Here is a 17378-nt window from a genome sequence, read left to right as displayed (position 1 = left end):
ATATAATATATAAACCACATCAGAATCTGTCAATGAATACTATATTATCCGCTCCGTAATAAAAAGCGCAGACGAGGAATAGGCCCTTGTCCCATGAAAGGTAAGAGCCTGCCGGCATTAATTCCATTTAGCGACGAAACCCGTAATCTTTAATCTTAAGCTTGATATTGCAACTTACGTTTAAGTTTGAAAACTCATCCCGCCAATTTAATTTCTTCCATTCGGCGTAGTCCATACTGTTTCTGACATACTTCCCTATGCCAATACTATCGAGCTTCTTCTCTTGGAGAAACTTTACGGTCTGCTGCGCGCGCTGCGTCAAATTTTTGGAGAGCACTTGCTCCAGCTTATGCCTATCCGCCTCATTGCCCGGATCCAATTCCCCTATGTATTCAAGCACTGATGCTTTGACATTTACATTGATGACGACATTCCTCGGACCGTCCGCTCCATGCTCGACGCTAACTTTTCTTGTGCTGTTTAATGAGCTTAACATGATGGCTTTGCTTCTCGGTTCCATCGCCCTCAAGTCGAAGCTAATCTCGCCATGCTTAAAGCTGCCCAACAGAAAAGAGAAGACAATCGACTCGCTCGGATCGATTTTGTCCACGTACTGGCCGTCCCGAAATAGTCCGATTCCGTCGACGATGATGCTGTCTCCCGCATCTTTGATAACCGGCGCAATCGGATCGATCCCGTCATCGTAATAGTCTCTCGAGAACGAGTACATGGTCGTCTCCGGAATCGTATTGCCTTTCGCTTCTTTCTCGATAAGCCGGTCGATGTATTGGGCCGTCCGGGGAAACTCCCTATATTTCTTTTCAAGCAGTTTGTCCGCATCCCCGTTCACGACAATGATCTTGACCTGCTCCGATATCGTCGGGTCCCTGATCAAAGTATCCATATGCTCCCATATACTCTTTTGGGCTAACGATATGCCGAACAAAGCGGTTCGCAATTGTCCGCTGACGAGCAGCAGATTGGTTTTTCGCGCGAGAATGATTCTGGCTTCCTTTGCGCTATCCGCCGCGGTCCTTAAATATTCGCTTTTTACCTTGATGTCGGGAGTCGCAATGGGAAGGCTTATCGCATATTTTATTTTCCCGTCAGGCAGCAGATCATGACTTGTCGATTGAATAAATCCGGTCCTCTCCAATATTCGCCGGTCCCCGCAGCCCGCAGCAAGGAGCATTACGACCAGCAAACCGATACACGCTCGTGCATTATGCACTTGACACACGCCCTCTCCGTTTATGAACGGCCAGCAGCGCTATCAAGCCGAGTGGCAGGCCGAACGCAAGACCGATTTCGATATAACCTAGATACTTCAGCCATTGCTGCACCTCGCTCAGTACGTCGGGTATGAAGGAAATCCAATAGGCCAGGAAAACGATAACAAACGTGATTAGCTTCCTCTTCTTCGGGATCATTCTTAACGCAACCTCCTTGGCCGACCAGAAGTACATAACCGCCGTAATCAGTGTCGTGAACAACAGAAAGCCATACAATAAATTTTCCGTAGCTTGGATAAATGGCAGCTGGACATACGCGAACAGATTCATCAAAGGAAACTGCATGTGCCGCAACAATTCGTACCCGTGAAAGCCGTAGGAAACCAGGCTTACGTATAAGTAAACAACAGTGCTCAACAAGTGACCGATCAGAACGGACGAACCGAACTTCGTTCTGCGGTCGCAGTACGGAATCAGCAGAAGACACAGCTCGTATCCCAAATAAGCGGGAAATATGTTGATGAAGCTTGCCGCCGAATACGTACTGTCTTGGAAAACAAAAGGAGTCAGCCGCGCCCATTGGAATTGTCCGTAGAAGAAAAACAACAAGAGCAGCATCCAAATGCTCATCCAGAAGAAAACGGTTGCGGCCTTCGAGATGTTATAGATCGTCTTGATGATCAGAAAAAAAGCCAGCACGTCAACCGCCACCTTGAACGCCATTGGATTCACGGTCGGAAAAGCCACCATCTGAAACACGAGCACATAATATTTGGCCGTCAAGCAACCGAGAAGCGCCCATATGCAAATCAAAGAAATATAGAACGGATAAAGCAATAATCCCGGAATGAAACGTTCCAGAATTTCGAAAATGGACTGTCCTTCGCCCAAACGATACACGGCCGTAATCAGGCCGATACTCAGCGAAACGGCAGCGGAAACGATGATCAAAGCAAGCCACCCGTTCGTGCCGAAATACCGGGCTAGCAAATGCGGCAGCACCAATATCACGACCCCCGTTTGGGTCATGTTAATGAGAATGGCCAAGTGAAATGACGATAATTTTTCCTTCATGCTCAGCACCCTTACTTTTTCATTTTGTTTCGGACCGGATTCGGCGATTTGCTCTGAGTCGGTCTTTCGATAAGGAACTTGAAAGGCGCGATAATAAACACATCTTTCCAGTCCTTTGGTTGAAAAGGGGCGACGGGAGTCAAGTAAGACGAACCGAGGCTTGTAAGTCCGCTCATATGGATGACGATTGCGCTTATTCCGATGGCCAACCCGAAATTTCCCCATATACCTGCCAAAATGATCAAACCGAAACGAAGCAGACGAATGGAGGCGCTCATGACGTAAGCCGGCGTAACGAACGATGCGATCGCGGAAGCGGCAACGGCGATGATCAAGATGTTGCTCGTCAATCCGGCTTGAACGGCAGCTTGTCCTATGACGATACCGCCCACGATACCGATCGTTTGCCCGATCTTGGTCGGCAGCCGGGCACCGGCCTCCCGCAGAAGCTCTATGGTCGTTTCCAGAAACAAGGCCTCGTACAGCGGAGGGAACGGCACCCTGCTTCTGGACTCGGTCAATGTAAGCAGCATGTTTTCCGGGATCATCTCGTAATGGAAGGTGGTGACGGATACATAGAGCGCCGTGAACATGATCGTGATTAATAGCGCCAGAAATCTTAACAACCGGCTGGCGCTTCCAAGCAGCGGGCGCTGATAATAATCGTCGGACGACGAGAAAAATTCAAAAAACGAGGTTGGCGCACTGAAAGCCGAAGGACTGCCGTCCACGATACCGATTATTCTGCCGGCAATCAGCTTCGACCCGATCACATCCGGACGTTCCGAAGTAAGGAATTGCGGGAATACGGAATACGGCGAGTCATCGATCATCTGAAGCAGCATATTCGTATCGAAGATGGCATCGATCTCGATGTTCGATATTCTGGCGAGCGCCTCGTCCACATAATGCATATTGACGATATTTTTGATATAGAGGACATAAACGTCCGTTTTCGTTATTTCCCCGACGGACAGCTTGATTACTTTGAGATGGGAGCTCTTGATGCGTTGACGGAGCAGAGCCAAATTGGTGCTTGCTTTTTCGGTAAAAGCATCATGCGGGCCGGTTATGACCGTCTCCGTCTCGGACTCCCCTACGGGGCGGGACTGGAACCCGAACACATCCGCTAGATAGACGTCTTGCCGGTGGAAGATGGCTGTTTTCCCGGCCAATATCGCAAGTATGAGCTGCTTCATATCCGTTGCCGCGGTGAACGGGGACTGGTTCAGCAACTCGCGCATCTCGTCTTGAGGCACGTTCAGAATGGGATTCATCACATCCCGATAGAGCTTGTCTTGGTCGACCTGATGTTCGAAATAGATCAGATCGATGTGCAAGTGCGGATACGATCTATGGACTATATCCGAGCAATCCAGAAATTCATGGAGGACGTAGGATAATGTCGGTTTCCCGGACAGCTCGGTCGAACCCGGTTCGGGATCGGGCGCAGCCTGTTTAGACCCTATGGCTTGAATCACTTTTTTGAAGAAGTTCACGATCCGCACCTTCGATCATAAGGATGATTATTTTACTATGTGCGGAAAATGCAGGGATTAAACATCCGAATTGTGCCGGCCTTCACGCGAAATTCATAAAACATTGTCGAAAAAGCCGGTAATGCTTCGAATCACGTCGTTAACTTAACGCTAAATTAACAACATTCCTTCTATAATAAATGCAATGGCTATTCATGGACCCGTTGAACGTTCATAGTCATCAACCGTTCATTCGAAGGAGGAGATCGGCTTTTGTCCCGGATCTTATTCAATCACGTCTACAAACAGTACGGCAAAGACAAGCTCAACGTAGTCAAAGACTTCAATCTGTCCATCGAAGATAAAGAGTTCGTCGTGTTCGTCGGTCCTTCCGGCTGCGGCAAATCGACCATGCTGCGAATGATCGCCGGCCTGGAAGACATTAGCGCCGGGGAAATTTACATTAACGATGTGCTTGTCAACGATCTGCCTCCGAAAGACCGCGACATCGCCATGGTGTTCCAAAATTATGCGTTATATCCCAATATGTCGGTTTATGAAAATATCGCTTTTGGTCTGCGGCTCCGCAAAATGCCCAAGCATGAAATCGATATCGCGGTCAAAAGGGCGGCGCGCGTTCTCGAAATCGAACCGTATCTCGAACGCAAACCGAAGCAACTGTCCGGTGGTCAACGCCAGCGTGTGGCGCTCGGCCGCGCAATCGTCCGCAATCCCGAAGTTTTCCTGATGGACGAGCCGCTGTCCAACCTCGATGCCAAGCTGCGCGTGCAGATGCGCTCCGAGATCATCCGGCTGCACAAGCAGCTCGGAGTCACAACGATTTACGTGACGCACGATCAAACCGAGGCGATGACGATGGCGAGTCGAATCGTCGTCATGAAAGACGGCATCGTTCAACAGGTCGATACCCCCGAGGAAGTGTATAACAACCCTGCGAACACGTTCGTAGCGAGCTTTATCGGATCGCCTTCCATGAACTTCATCGCAGGCAGGCTGGAAGAGCGCGCCGGCAAGCTGGAGTTTCACACGAACCGGTTCGCGCTGGCAATTCCGGCAATCCACTCGAAAGAGCTTGTATCCAAACGGCTGGTCAACAAAGTCGTCACCCTTGGCATTCGTCCGGAGAACATCTCCGTCAACCGAAAAGCTCTTGAGGTGTTTCCGAACGCAGTCATAAATGGCGTGTATGCATTCAACGAGCTAATGGGAGCAGACCGCTTCCTGCATTTGGATATTGGCGGACCAACCTTGCTGGTCGTTCGAGGCAGTCCGGACAACCTTTATAATGAAGGGCAGCAAATATCGGTAGTCTTTGACATGCAGAAGGCGCTGTACTTCGAGAAGGATAGCGGAGAACGACTCGTCAATGTGCATAACTCATTCGGGTAATCTTATTGAAATCACATATTTAAAAGATTGGCGAACCGTTAAGGTTCGCTTTTTCTATACCAAATATACAAGTTCAAGCGATATTTAATACATGTTTGACAAAAGAACAAGCTTGTTTTAATACTCGACTCTTATAATGACTACAGAACAAGCACTCGATATCATAGATGGAGGTTATGGTCGATGAGGAAACAACGAATGTTTTCAGGCTTTATTGCTCTATCCCTCGCATTGACGGCAACGGGCTGCGGCAATTCGGGCAGCCAGGAGAACGGCGCCAAACAAGCGCAGGCGAACAAAACCGAGTCAGCTTCCCCCGTCACGTTAACGGTCTTTCAGAACGGCGCCGAAATTACGGACGAAGATTTCCAACTGATGTTCTCCGAACCGGTGAAGAAAAAGTATCCGCACATCAGCTTGAAAATCGTTCGTCCGGATAAATCCGTGACGCTGGACAGTCTTATTGCCGCCCGCGAAGTGCCGGACATTCTCCTGACGCCGAACTCGGGGATTTTGGGCTTAAAGCAGCAGGACCTTCTGTTTGATTTGACTCCGCTCGTCAAAAAACAGAGCCTCGATTTGGCGCGATTCAATCCGGTCGCAATCGAAGCCGTGAAGTCGGATAAAGGGGAATTATGGGGACTGCCATACGCCATGCAGTTCAATGCTCTGTACTACAATAAAGACATTTTCGATAAATTCGGCAAAAGCTACCCGAAAGACGGCATGACCTGGGATGAGACAATCGATCTGGGACGTCAATTGACGCAAAAGGACGGGGGCATTCAATATCGGGGACTCGACCCCGCGAGCAGCTACGTCATGAGCTTCCCTTACTCGCTCGCTTATGTCGACGGGAAAACGGACAAAGCCAGCATGGATAACGAAAAGTGGAAGCAAGTATTCGAGCTTGCCAAAACCATTCTCACGATACCCGGAAACGCTCAGCCTAGTCCGGAGCCTTCGGCCGCGGCGTCGGGCAACTTGTTTATCAAGGAAAGAAACGTGGCGATGCTTGCTTCGACGAATCTGATGGCCCAGATCGGCAGCGCCTCGGAAGCCGTGAATTGGGACATAGCGCAATACCCGAGCTACAAGGATAAGCCGAACATTTCGGGCAAGCTGGATTCTCACAATTTGAGCATCTCCAAAACGACGAAATACCAGGATGACGCGATCAAAGTGCTCGAAGTCGTCACATCCGACGAAGTGCAGCTGCTCGGTGCCAGAAAGACGGCGAGAATGTCGCCTTTGTTGAAAGAGGATATGAAGAAGCAGTTTGGCGCGGAAGTGTCTTATTTGAAAGGGAAAAACGTACAAGCTTTGTTCAAAAGCGGAGTTTCCCCTTCCCCCTTATACTCCATCTATGAATCGAACGGCAAAAAAATCGGCCAGCAAAAATTCCGGGATTATCTGGCGGATAAAATCGACCTGAACACCGCCTTGAGACAGGCGGACGAGGAAATCAACAAAGCGATCAGCACCGTGAAATAATTACAAAGGTAAAAAGCCTTGCGCCCAGAGCGGGCGCAAGGCTTTTTCAACTAATTGTTCATTTTCCCCGGGCCGGGAGATGTCGCTCGATCATTCTGGCCACGCCGTCCTCCTGATGGCCGGGAGCGACCAGATCCGCGGCCTCTTTGACCGCCTGCTGCGCATTTCCCATCGCAATTCCAAGTCCGGCTTCGCGAATCATCGGGATATCGTTAAGACTGTCCCCCATCGCTATGACTTGCGACATGTCTATTCCGACGAGCGTGCACACTTCGCGCAAACCGCTTGCTTTGTTGACCCCGACGGCATTGCATTCGATATTCGTAATATGGGAGTTGCTTATTTCGAATGCATTCCAGGAAGTAAGTCGCTCGCGGATGCCATGCAAGAGAACGGCGTTGCCGCTGCGAAACGCAAATTGCAGCCACTGAACATCCGCCGGGTCGGCGGGAATATTCGTTTTGTCGATTTTCCCTCCAACCGTATGGGCCCAGAAATCGAGCTCTTCCCCGTACGATTGCAGAAGCTCGAACAGCCTGACGATCAAGCCGGGCGTCAATTCGCGTCTGGAATGGAGAACCTCGGAAGTTTCCCATACCTCGCTGCCATTATTGACGACAAGCGGGCAATCGATACCCAACCGAGCGGCGTAACCGGCGACATCCCGGATCGGTCTGCCCGTAGCCAACGTGAATTTCATCCCGGCCTTGATGGCGGTTTTGATCCACTTGACGTTTTCTTCCGAAATGTCTTTCTGCTTGTTAAGCAATGTTCCGTCCAAGTCCAAAGCGATTAATCGAAATGTCATCGGCGCTCTCCCCTTGGTCCGAAACAAAGCTCCGTGCGGATCGTCTGCCGCGGAACGATTTTCTCCATCGGGGATTGTCCCCATCGGTCCCAACGGTCGCAATTGGCGTAGTAATCGGAAACCGTACTGCGAACCCAACCGTCCGTAGTTTCAACCTCCAATACAAAGCCGCCGATACACATCGGTTCGTCCCCGGTTGTCACTTCGATTTGATTATGCATATCAAGCAATGGCCAGTATTGCGGATCAAGCTTCATAGATTGCCGACTGTCGAAATATTCGAGGCGCGGAAGCGTGCCGACCTCGATGCCGTTCAGGTAGACCCGGTAATCTTCCGCAGGTTTGCAGTTGGAGCCTGCGGCCCTTAGCTGCACGGAACGGATATCGCTGCGATCGGATAGCGCCAGTCCGGACGTTTTCGCAAAATCGGGCTTTTGTGTAAAGCTTGCTTTCTCTCCCCGGCGCCAGCTCAACCGTCCTGCAACGCCCCTCTGCAAGACGTGCCAGTCGGCTTGAACCGCTTCGCCTTCGACGTTGATCACCCACCAGCCGGGTGCCGAATCCTCCAAGTATCCCCAGCCGTATTCGAACGATGACGGATCAGGTAAAATGGTTCGAACGTCGCTCAGGCTAATAGGCGCAAGCTCCGGATAACCCAGCACCGAGCTTTTCAGCTGCGGCATCCAATGCTCTCCTACTTTATGCAACGTGGAAACCTGGTTATGCGTATGCCCGCAAAAGTAAGCGTCTACCGGATGATCGGCAATTTCCCGAAGTACCGTATGCGCGAAATCGTAATGAGTAAAGAAAGGTCTTCCCACACAGATGAGCGGAGGATGAGCAAATAAAAACACATGCTCGTATTTTGCCGATTCGGCGAAAGTTTCCATAATAAAATCTTCCTGCACGTCGCCTTTTGCAAACGCCGTATAATCGAGAACGATAAATAAGGAGCCGGCTTTTTCGAACGTGTAGTAACCTTTTGTTACCGGTGTGGAGCCCATCGCTTGTCCGATGGCCGGATATACGAATTGATTAACCTGCTCCTCCTCGCGTTTGCCTACAACGCCGTCGTGAGTTCCGAGCGCGAAGAAGACCGGCGCTTTCAGTTGTTTCAGCAGCTCCATCGCTTCCTTCATTTCTTGCAGTCCGCTCGCTTCATCATCGCAATGCCCTTGGATGATGTCACCGGTCTGTATGACAAAGTCCGGCTTCAACGCCGCGATTTCATCGATGACTCTCGGCGTTACATTCCGGGTCATCCATAGATTGCGGGTAATGTCGGCAAATTCCGTAACACCTCTCGGATTGCCGTTCAACGCTTTTCGGTGCGACTGCTCCTGCACATAATGCAAGTCTCCCATGACCACAAAACGTAATGTCGGTTTCAAATCTCGGCACCTCTCATTGTTCAAGTTGATTATTTGCCATATTTGACATATAGTTATTTATATCAACAGAACAAGTATAGAGATCTTGCTCACCGGGTGTCAATGCGTTCATAAAAAAATAACATAAATCCGGACTTTTCCGGGAAAGAAGGCCCCACGTGTCTATCGAAATCAATAAGCAGTCCAAACAACCAAACGAAGCGAAGCAAGGCGGCCGAACGCCGCTCTATAAACAGATCATGGAATATGTGCGGGATAACATCCGGCAATCGGTATGGCAGTCCGATGACAAAATTCCTTCGGAAAATGAGCTTGCGGGCAAGTTTAAAGTTAGCCGGATCACGATCAAAAACGCGCTGCAGGAGCTGATCGAGGAAGGTCTCATTTATCGGATTCAAGGAAAAGGCACTTTCGTATCCGCGAACAAGCTCGGGGAGCCTCCCGTTTACCGATCGGCGCAGCAGGATTCCGATCATACGATAGCCTATTTGATGCCTCGACTCGATAACCGGTTTACGGCCAATTTGCTGCATGGTATTGAAAATCAGCTGGCGGAGGAAGGTTTCCACTTGCTGTTCCGCACAACGGGCGATTCTCAAGAAAACGAAAGGCAGATCTTGCACAAACTGGTTCAGTCCGGGGTAAAAGGAATCATCATATATCCCGCTCAAGGACAGAGCTATAACGAAGATATTTTGAAATTGACTTTAAACGAATTTCCGGTCGTTGTCGTCGACCGATACTTGAGAGGCGTCGAAACCAATTACGTATGCTCCGATAACGTCACGGGCGCTTTCGATGCGGTATCCCACTGCATTAGGCAAGGACATCGCAGCATCGGATTTATATCCACCCATGCGGAAGGCACATCCAGCATCGAGGACCGGCTGACCGGGTATGAGAAGGCGCTTTCCGAACACGGTATATTAATCGACCGGCATTTGCGGCTCACCGGATTGGACAGCAGGCAAGTCAATGAAATATTGCGGGAAGGGGCGAGCCATGCCGCCAGCAAGGAACAGATCAAACATTATTTGTCAAGAAATCCCGGCCTCACGGCGGTCATTGCGGTCAATTCCGCGGTAGGATTAACGTTGTTGGAAGCGGCCAAAGAGCTATCGATACAAGTTCCGGAGCAGCTGTCGGTCGTTTTTTTGGATGACTTCGAATTATCCGCCTTTTCCGCCATCCCTCCTACTTACGTCAATCAGGAGGAATATACGGTCGGCCGGGAAGCCGCCAAGCTGCTGGTCTCCGTGATGGAAAATCCGCGGCAGAAACGCCGGAAAATCGTCGTGCCGACCCGATTGATCGTACGTGAATCGACCGCGCCGTTGATCCAGAGTGAATCCTTACTTCCGAAGTAAGCTCACTGCGCACCAAAAAACCGGAGGCGCCGCCTCCGGTTCATGGTCATGCCGGCTATGGAGATGAGGTCATTCCCACGGCCAGACTATCGATTTGCAGCAATATAAATAAAATATCATTTCGGTCAAAGATGCCGTCACCCGTAACATCCTGCGGAGATTGACGCATATACCTCACGACATGGTCGATCCGGATTGCAGGAGCAGGAGCAGGATTGCCGGGAGTGTTTGATTTCAATTGTTCTCTTAACTGGTAAGTTTCCTGAGAGGATTTCACAGGAAGCTCTCTCCATTCCAAAATCGACTTGCCTCCCTGATCCTTGACGGCTTCGTAATCGACATCCAGTGTGATTGGCTGTGCAGCGTCGGTTGCAACGGCAGGGCTCGACAGTATCAACAAGACGACTTGATTCGAAACGTAATTTGCGCGGCTTATGGAGGCTGCCGCTCCATTCAAATGAAATTTTTCTTTTGATAGCGTCGTGTGGAGATCCAACACGTGATTGAATTGCAAGATCATTTCCGTCCCATTCGGACTTACCGCTGCGACTGTAACCTTGAGCGGATTCGGATCCGCCACTATGTTGCCGATCACGATCGTGCCTATAGCCGATTCGTTCCCTACACTATCCATCCCCCTTGCTTCGACTGTTCCATTGGCCGTCATGGCTACCTGGGAAGTATCGGTAGCGGCTTGCCAGGAGCCTCCGTTAATGCGGTATTGTTTTACCGTGGCATCGCCCCAATTCGAAAAGGTAACATGAACGTTGCTATGGGTCGGTTTCGTAATATCCGCAGCGAGAGTTGGCATCGGCGGCGCCGATTTATCAATATTGGTTACAGCGATCGATCCGTAAGCGCTCGTATTCCCGGCCGCGTCGACCGCAAAGGCATAGACGACATCGTTTACGGAAAGGGTAATCGCCCCGGAATAAACGTTCTCCCCGCCTGCTCCGACCCGGTATTTATTCGATACCGAGTCGCCGGGGTACGAGATCGTCACACTTACGTCGCCATTCGTCGGCGTAGTCGGCGTGGCGCTCAAAGTTGGCGCAGCCGGAGCCGTTCTGTCTATATTGGATACGGCAAACGTTCCCGTGTCGGACACAACGCCCAGCGAATCTTTCCATCGGGCATAGATCGTTCCGTTATTCGTCATTGTGACCGCCGAAGCATATGGAAACCAATCGGATTGATTGAAGCTGTACTCCTTCACCGCGGCATCGGCCGGGTAGACGATCGTCACGCTCACGTTACCTTTTGTCGGTAGCACCGGGCTGCCGGTGAATGTCGGCGCGGGTAATACGGAAGGAGGCGCCATTACCAGCGTAGGACTGGATGCCGCGTCAATCTGGATCGAGACTTTATAATTGAAGCCTGTCAACCCGCCGTAATCGTAGAGAACCATTCCGATCTCGTTTAAGCCCGGTTTAAGTGCGCTATTGACGTATGTATTGCCGGTTACCGTACCTTCCGTCGTAATACTGGATACGTTGGTGTTATTCAGTGCGACTGTTATGGCATTGTCGGCTTTGAACTGGAATACCGTTTGCGGGTTGGAGAATTCGTCAGGCATAGTGAAGCGGACGCGGTAAAGAACTTGCATTCCCGCACAGTCAGAGCCGGTGGGGCCGCAATTGATCCAATTATTGGTCCCTTCCACGTTCCCCCATGGATGCCCGGCATACAGAAACGCACGGCGCCAGGTTTGTCCGTTGTCCAGCGAGAATTCGGTATACGGATCGGTCGCTCCCGTAGTTCCTTGGGCTCCAAGAATGCTCAACGTTTGAGGAGCAGCGGCAGCCGCGGTTGGGGATACATATTGAATGCCGACGAGTATTATAGCCATGATGAATAAGACAAGTACAAGCATCTTCTTAATCATGATGAACATCCTCTCAATTATTCCTATTAATAGGAATTCATACCAAAGTATCATTGCATGGATGATAAATAGTTCTTAAGTCTCATTATATCGGCAGCTTCATTTTTTTTCCAATCGGAATTGCGAACTTAAACATTCTTTAACACAAAATAATCCCCTAGAAGTGAGGATCTGCTTCGTAGATTATTCCTGGTATTTCTGGGGGAGCCCCCGTTATCCACAGAAATTAGCTGCGCCTAAATTCCTTGCGCAAAAAAACTCGCCGGTATTATACCGACGAGCTTGCCTTCATGCAGTTTATAGCTTTACAGGCTTGCCAGTTGCAGCCGACATGTTAGCCGCAACCGTTACCTCATGCGTTTTCAGTGAATCCGCGTAGGACGACTTGATCAACGATTGGTCACCTGTGCGAACCGCATCAAGAAATGACGTATCTTCGAACAAGCGCGGATTTTGCGTAATCGCGAAGTGTGCCGAGGCGTCTTCTTTCGTTCTAATGACCCTGCTGCCATTCGCTTTCACTTCCAGTACGCCTTGATCGGTATATACGTTCAATCCCGTTTGATGCCCCGCAGGAATTAAACACGTATTAGAGATGGTCGCCACACTGCCGTTGGCCAGCTTCATCGTGACCGTACCTACATCGGCCACATCGGTGCCTTCCTCGAGCTCATGCATGATACGGTGGCCGTACGCCGCATAAACTTCAATTACTTCGCCGCACAAGTATCGAAGCAGATCCGTTATATGCGTCGTCTGCTCGACGAACTGTCCTCCCGACAAATGCTGCACCCGCCACCACGGCACTTTCGGCATGCTGCCGAGCCAGCAGCCGAGCGACATCCCGATGCGGCTGGAATCCAGGAACTGCTTCGCTTCGTCCAGCGATTGAATATAACGCCACTGGTACCCTACGGATGTAATGAGCCCCTTCTCGGCAATCTGCGCCGCCAGCTGTCGCGGCAGCTCGTTATCGACGCCGAGCGGCTTCTCCACCATGAATGGAATTCCGCGCTCGATCAACGCACGCTCAGCCTCCCCGTGCGCCATTGGCGGCAGACACACGAATGCGGCATCCAGCTTCCGGTCGTCCAGCATGTCGACGATCGCCGAGTATGCTTTCGCATCCGACCACTCGCGCGCCGCCGCTTCGGCGCGCTCCAGCTGCAAGTCGCAAAAAGCGGTAATTTCCGCCCCTTCGATCGCCGCCAAATTTGCAATATGCGCTTTGGCTACTCCACCCGTTCCGATAAAACCGAGCTTTAACGTCATCCTTCTCTCATCCCTTCCTTATTCGGTTATTGCTCCACATGGCGGACAATATCCCGTTTGAACTGGTGAAGCGCTTCATCCGTGTCGATCGTATACCCGCATTCGAGGGCGACAAACCCGTCGAATCCGGTTTGTTTGATCGCTTTCAAAATATTCAAATAATTCAGCTCGCCCGTTCCCGGCTGCTTCCTCCCCGGATTATCGGCTATATGAAAATGATGGATGCGATCGATGTAAGCGACAGCGTTGCGGATTACGTTGCCTTCGGTAATTTGCTGATGATACACATCGAACACAAGCTTAATGAACGGGCTGCCGACCCTGTCGATCACTTCGGCCGATTCATCGGAATATTGGAGGAAATGACCGGGATGATTGACAAGACCGTTCAACGGCTCCAATTCGAGCACCACGCCCGCTTCTTCGCACAAGACGGCGCAGCGCTTCAAAGTTTCCATCATATCGTTTTTTTGCTTCTCGCGCGAGATTCCCGGCATCTCCTGACCGGTCTGCGTAATGATGCTTGGCGTTCCCGCTTCCTTGCAAAATGCCAGCGTATGCCTAAGTCCGTCCAAGTATTGCTCGCTCTTGGAACCGTCAACCAAATTGAAAAAGGTGGTGCATACCGCGCTGATCCCTACTCCGAGACGTTCCTGCGCCTTCACCAGCTCTCGTACATCCTGCACCGATTTCCAGCTTAAATATTCCAGACCGTGAAAACCGTGCTCCGCCACCTTCTCCAGTAATTCAATCACATTTTTTCCTTTGTAAGCGCCTGCACTTATTGCGTACTTCAACAAGCTCTCCTCCTTCACTCTACACCGGAATGACGTTATCGTCTCTTGTCGAATTACTGGACAAATAAAACACGTTCCGCTATTATTGCCGTGAAGCACTCCAGCCCTTATCCCGCTTGTATCCGGTTTGTTCATGCCTATCTTATCATCGTCACGAAATCGAAAACAATCTGCTTTTTTGAAGATGAATAGCACGAATTGAACATTTTTGGAGAGGAGAGCTCCGCACATGCTTCATTGGAGACATCCGTATCTCGCAGGCGACGCAAGTCTCGGCAATATCCCCCTCCAGCTGTACAATACCGGCCTCATCCAGCAGAAGAAAATTATAAGGCTCGAAGGGTTTCCGGTACTGCATCTTTTCGTCAACCGTTCGGGAAGCGGCCAGTTTCAGACGCTGCATAACGGCAAAGAATGGACGCTTGCGGACAATCAGGCATGCATCCTACCCGCGCGAGTGCCGCATACTTACTACCCCCATCCCGATACGACTTGGATGCACGGCTTCGTCACGATTATGGGACCCGGCCTGAGCGATCTGCTGAAAACGATGAATTTGCCGGCTATGGAGACGATACCGCTACAATCGACGGAAGCGATCTGGCCGTTATTCGACAATATCTTTCAGCTTGTACGGGACAATCCTCCGGACAAGGACTGGAGAATGTCCGCGCTGCTCTACGAGCTGCTGCTTGAAGTACTGAAGCAATCGTCATTCCGTCGAGAGGCGTCGACCCCGGCGAAAAACAACGAGAACGCCATCAAGCTGGCGGCCAAGATGATCCGCGAGCATTATGCCGAACCGATCCTGCTGGCCGAGTATGCTCAAAGTCTCGGGTACACCGTGCAGCATATGAACCGTTTATTCAAACAAGCGTACGGCGTCACGATGCATCAATATTTGGACGATATCCGCTTCGAGAAATCGCTGCAGCTGCTCGGTCTCGATATGAGCATTCAAGACATCGCTACCGCGCTCGGGATGGAAGCCAATTACTTTATCCGTGCCTTCAAACGCGTTCACGGCATCACGCCGGGCCAGTATAAAGCGAAGCTTTATCCATCCGGCTAAACGTCAAGAAACCGCCAATGATCGATTGGCGGTTCTCCATGGTTAAGTTACTTTTGCATATGCCTTATTTCCTATTCCATGTATCTTTCAACGGTACGATGCGGTTAAACACAAGCCGTCCGCCGGTAGTATGCTTCTTATCCGCTGTAAAATAGCCGTGTCGGAAAAATTGAAGCCTTTGTTCCGGTCGGGCATGCCGGGCGGCAGGCTCCATTAAAGCATCCTTCACGATAACAAGCGAGTCCGGATTGATCGAATCCGTCCAATCCCCGCCGTCCTCCTCCGGAATGCTCGTATCAAGCAGCAGCTTCTCGTATAGATGAATATATGCCTTTACGGCATGGTCCGCCGAAACCCAGTGAATCGTCCCCTTCACCTTGCGCCCGGTAAATCCCGTACCGCTCTTCGTAAGCGGATCGTACGTACAGCGAAGCTCCGTAATTTCACCAGTTGCAGGGTCTTTGATTACTTCCTCGCACTTGATGAAATAGGCGCCTTTCAGCCTGACCTCGGCATTCGGACTAAGCCGGTGAAAGCCTTTGGGCGGCTGCTCGCTAAAGTCGTCCCTCTCGATGTATATCGTTTTGGAGAAAGGAACTTCTCTTGTCCCCAGCGCCTCGTTCTCGCTGTTGTTTTCAATCGTCAGCAGTTCCGCGGCATCATCCGGATAGTTCGTAATGACAACCTTCAAAGGCTTTAGGACCGTCATCACGCTAACCGTTTTATATTTGAGATCTTGTCTGAGACAATGGTCCAGAAGCGAGATGTCCACCGTACTCTGGGTTCGGATGCTGCCGATCTCGTCAATAAATCGGCGTATGCTGTCCGGCGTGAAGCCTCTTCTTCGTAAGCCCCGGAGCGTCGGAAGTCTGGGATCGTCCCAGCCGTCCACGTAACCCCCTTCCACCAGCTGCCGCAAAAACCGTTTGCTTGTCACGACGCCCGTCAAGCTCAGCCGGCCGAACTCCCTTTGCCGCGGAGGCTCGGGGATCGCAAGCTCCTTTAAGACCCATTCGTACAATGGCCGGTGATCCTTGAATTCGATCGAGCATAACGAATAGGTGATGCCCTCGATCGCATCTTGGATCGGATGGGCGAAATCGTACATCGGATAAATGCACCATTGTGAGCCCGTCCTGTAGTGCTCCGCGTAAACAATTCGATAAATAACCGGGTCTCGCAAATTGATATTCGGCGAGCTCATATCGATTTTGGCGCGAACAACTTTCGAGGCGGCCGGGTATACGCCATTCTTCATGTCCGCGAACAGCTCCAGGTTTTCATCGACCGACCTGTTCCGATAAGGACTGTCTTTGCCCGGTTCCGTCAAAGTCCCCCGATACTCGGTTACCTCCTCCGGAGTCAAATCGCAGACGTAAGCTTTCCCGCGCTTGATCAAGGCGACTGCGGCGTTATAGATTTCGTCCGAATAGTCCGAACCGTAGTAAATATGAGGTCCCGAATCGTAGCCGAGCCACTTGATGTCTTCGATAATCGCGTTCACATACTCGATGTCCTCTTTGAGAGGATTCGTATCGTCGAAGCGCAAATGAAACGTTCCGTTATATTTCCGGGCGACCGAGTAATTCGTGTGAATGGCGTAGGCGCTTCCGATATGAAGATAGCCGTTAGGCTCGGGCGGAAATCGCGTGCACATCTCTCTGCCGAATGGCTTCGCTTCAAGCTCCTCATCGATGAGCTTGACTAAAAAATGATCGTTTGAGCGTTCGTTCTCGTTTTCCACGGTCGGCTCCTCCTAATGAACTTGGATGAATGGCAATCCGGTGTACAAATAAAAAAAACTTCACCTCCAAGACTTTAAGTCTTGGGGACGAAATTTTCGTGGTACCACCCCAGGTTCATTAATATGTCGCCATATTAACCTCTTCGAGTACGGCATTGCACGCAATGCTTATACCCTAGCTCTATAACGGGAGCTCCCGTCACGCCATCCCCTCCTTCGGTTCCGACGCGCCGCTCGGAGGCTTGGTTCGGGAAAAAGTTCTTGGCTCCTTTTCAGCGGTTGGAGCTCTCTGTGCAAGAACGGTTTTCCGTACTCTTCTCGTCATCGCGTTTGAATATTCTTTATATGATAACA

The 17378-nt window shown here is 50.7% G+C and carries 13 protein-coding genes and 1 other annotated feature; of the genes, 4 read left to right on the top strand and 9 right to left on the bottom strand.

Going from position 1 to position 17378, the window contains the following annotated elements:
• Positions 1 to 127 precede the first annotated feature (127 nt).
• The 3 genes from FE783_RS05130 to FE783_RS05120 are packed head-to-tail and all read right to left on the bottom strand — an operon-like array spanning position 128 to position 3805.
• Complete coding sequence (locus FE783_RS05130; RefSeq protein WP_138878245.1) at positions 128 to 1231, bottom strand: Ger(x)C family spore germination protein; 1104 nt, start codon at positions 1229 to 1231, stop codon at positions 128 to 130.
• Positions 1224 to 2306 (bottom strand): GerAB/ArcD/ProY family transporter, encoded by a 1083-nt coding sequence (locus FE783_RS05125; RefSeq protein WP_138878244.1) that lies wholly within the window; start codon positions 2304 to 2306, stop codon positions 1224 to 1226. The genes FE783_RS05130 and FE783_RS05125 overlap by 8 nt, the downstream gene beginning before the upstream one ends.
• A gap of 11 nt (positions 2307 to 2317) precedes the next feature.
• Positions 2318 to 3805: a spore germination protein gene (locus FE783_RS05120; RefSeq protein WP_238402861.1), complete on the bottom strand. Its 1488-nt coding sequence runs from the start codon at positions 3803 to 3805 to the stop codon at positions 2318 to 2320.
• Between the two features lie 252 nt (positions 3806 to 4057).
• Between FE783_RS05120 and FE783_RS05115 the strand changes: the two genes are divergently transcribed.
• Together FE783_RS05115 and FE783_RS05110 are read left to right on the top strand one after the other, a co-directional pair.
• A complete protein-coding gene (locus tag FE783_RS05115; protein WP_138878242.1) occupies positions 4058 to 5194 on the top strand; it encodes an ABC transporter ATP-binding protein in 1137 nt (378 codons plus the stop codon).
• 183 nt (positions 5195 to 5377) lie between these two features.
• On the top strand, positions 5378 to 6688 hold the full coding sequence (locus FE783_RS05110; protein WP_138878241.1) for an ABC transporter substrate-binding protein: 1311 nt from the start codon (positions 5378 to 5380) through the stop codon (positions 6686 to 6688).
• 58 nt (positions 6689 to 6746) lie between these two features.
• On the opposite strand, the gene FE783_RS05105 is transcribed toward FE783_RS05110, so the two are convergent.
• The gene (locus FE783_RS05105) at positions 6747 to 7496 is read right to left on the bottom strand and encodes a Cof-type HAD-IIB family hydrolase (RefSeq protein ID WP_138878240.1); all 750 of its coding nucleotides are present in this window, start codon (positions 7494 to 7496) and stop codon (positions 6747 to 6749) included.
• The gene (locus tag FE783_RS05100) at positions 7493 to 8887 is read right to left on the bottom strand and encodes a metallophosphoesterase family protein (protein ID WP_138878239.1); all 1395 of its coding nucleotides are present in this window, start codon (positions 8885 to 8887) and stop codon (positions 7493 to 7495) included. The genes FE783_RS05105 and FE783_RS05100 overlap by 4 nt, the downstream gene beginning before the upstream one ends.
• A gap of 158 nt (positions 8888 to 9045) precedes the next feature.
• Between FE783_RS05100 and FE783_RS05095 the strand changes: the two genes are divergently transcribed.
• The gene (locus tag FE783_RS05095; RefSeq protein ID WP_138878238.1) at positions 9046 to 10254 is read left to right on the top strand and encodes a GntR family transcriptional regulator; all 1209 of its coding nucleotides are present in this window, start codon (positions 9046 to 9048) and stop codon (positions 10252 to 10254) included.
• 55 nt (positions 10255 to 10309) lie between these two features.
• Here FE783_RS05095 and FE783_RS05090 read toward each other — a convergent pair whose 3' ends face one another.
• The 3 genes from FE783_RS05090 to FE783_RS05080 form a co-directional block, all read right to left on the bottom strand.
• Positions 10310 to 12139 carry a fibronectin type III domain-containing protein gene (locus FE783_RS05090; protein ID WP_138878237.1) on the bottom strand — a complete coding sequence of 610 codons (1830 nt, stop codon included), beginning with the start codon at positions 12137 to 12139 and terminating at the stop codon, positions 10310 to 10312.
• Positions 12140 to 12436: 297 nt separating this feature from the next.
• Positions 12437 to 13411, bottom strand: a complete 975-nt coding sequence (locus FE783_RS05085) for a Gfo/Idh/MocA family protein (RefSeq protein ID WP_138878236.1) — start codon at positions 13409 to 13411, stop codon at positions 12437 to 12439.
• Positions 13412 to 13437: 26 nt separating this feature from the next.
• Positions 13438 to 14208, bottom strand: coding sequence for a TIM barrel protein (locus FE783_RS05080; RefSeq protein WP_138878235.1), 771 nt, complete (start codon positions 14206 to 14208; stop codon positions 13438 to 13440).
• Between the two features lie 229 nt (positions 14209 to 14437).
• Between FE783_RS05080 and FE783_RS05075 the strand changes: the two genes are divergently transcribed.
• Entirely contained in the window at positions 14438 to 15280 is an 843-nt protein-coding gene (locus FE783_RS05075) for an AraC family transcriptional regulator (RefSeq protein WP_138878234.1), read from the top strand.
• Between the two features lie 64 nt (positions 15281 to 15344).
• Here the strand turns inward: FE783_RS05075 and FE783_RS05070 are convergent, their stop codons facing one another.
• Entirely contained in the window at positions 15345 to 17024 is a 1680-nt protein-coding gene (locus FE783_RS05070) for a glutamine--tRNA ligase/YqeY domain fusion protein (protein WP_138878233.1), read from the bottom strand.
• Positions 17025 to 17104: 80 nt separating this feature from the next.
• Positions 17105 to 17358 (bottom strand) — a binding site (T-box leader).
• Between the last annotated feature and the right edge of the window lie 20 nt (positions 17359 to 17378).

This window comes from Paenibacillus mesophilus, from assembly GCF_005938385.1.
GTDB lineage: Bacteria > Bacillota > Bacilli > Paenibacillales > NBRC-103111 > Paenibacillus_AB > Paenibacillus_AB mesophilus.
The sequence above is the reverse complement of the archived record's forward strand: the minus strand, read 5'-3'. Positions and strand labels throughout refer to the sequence as shown.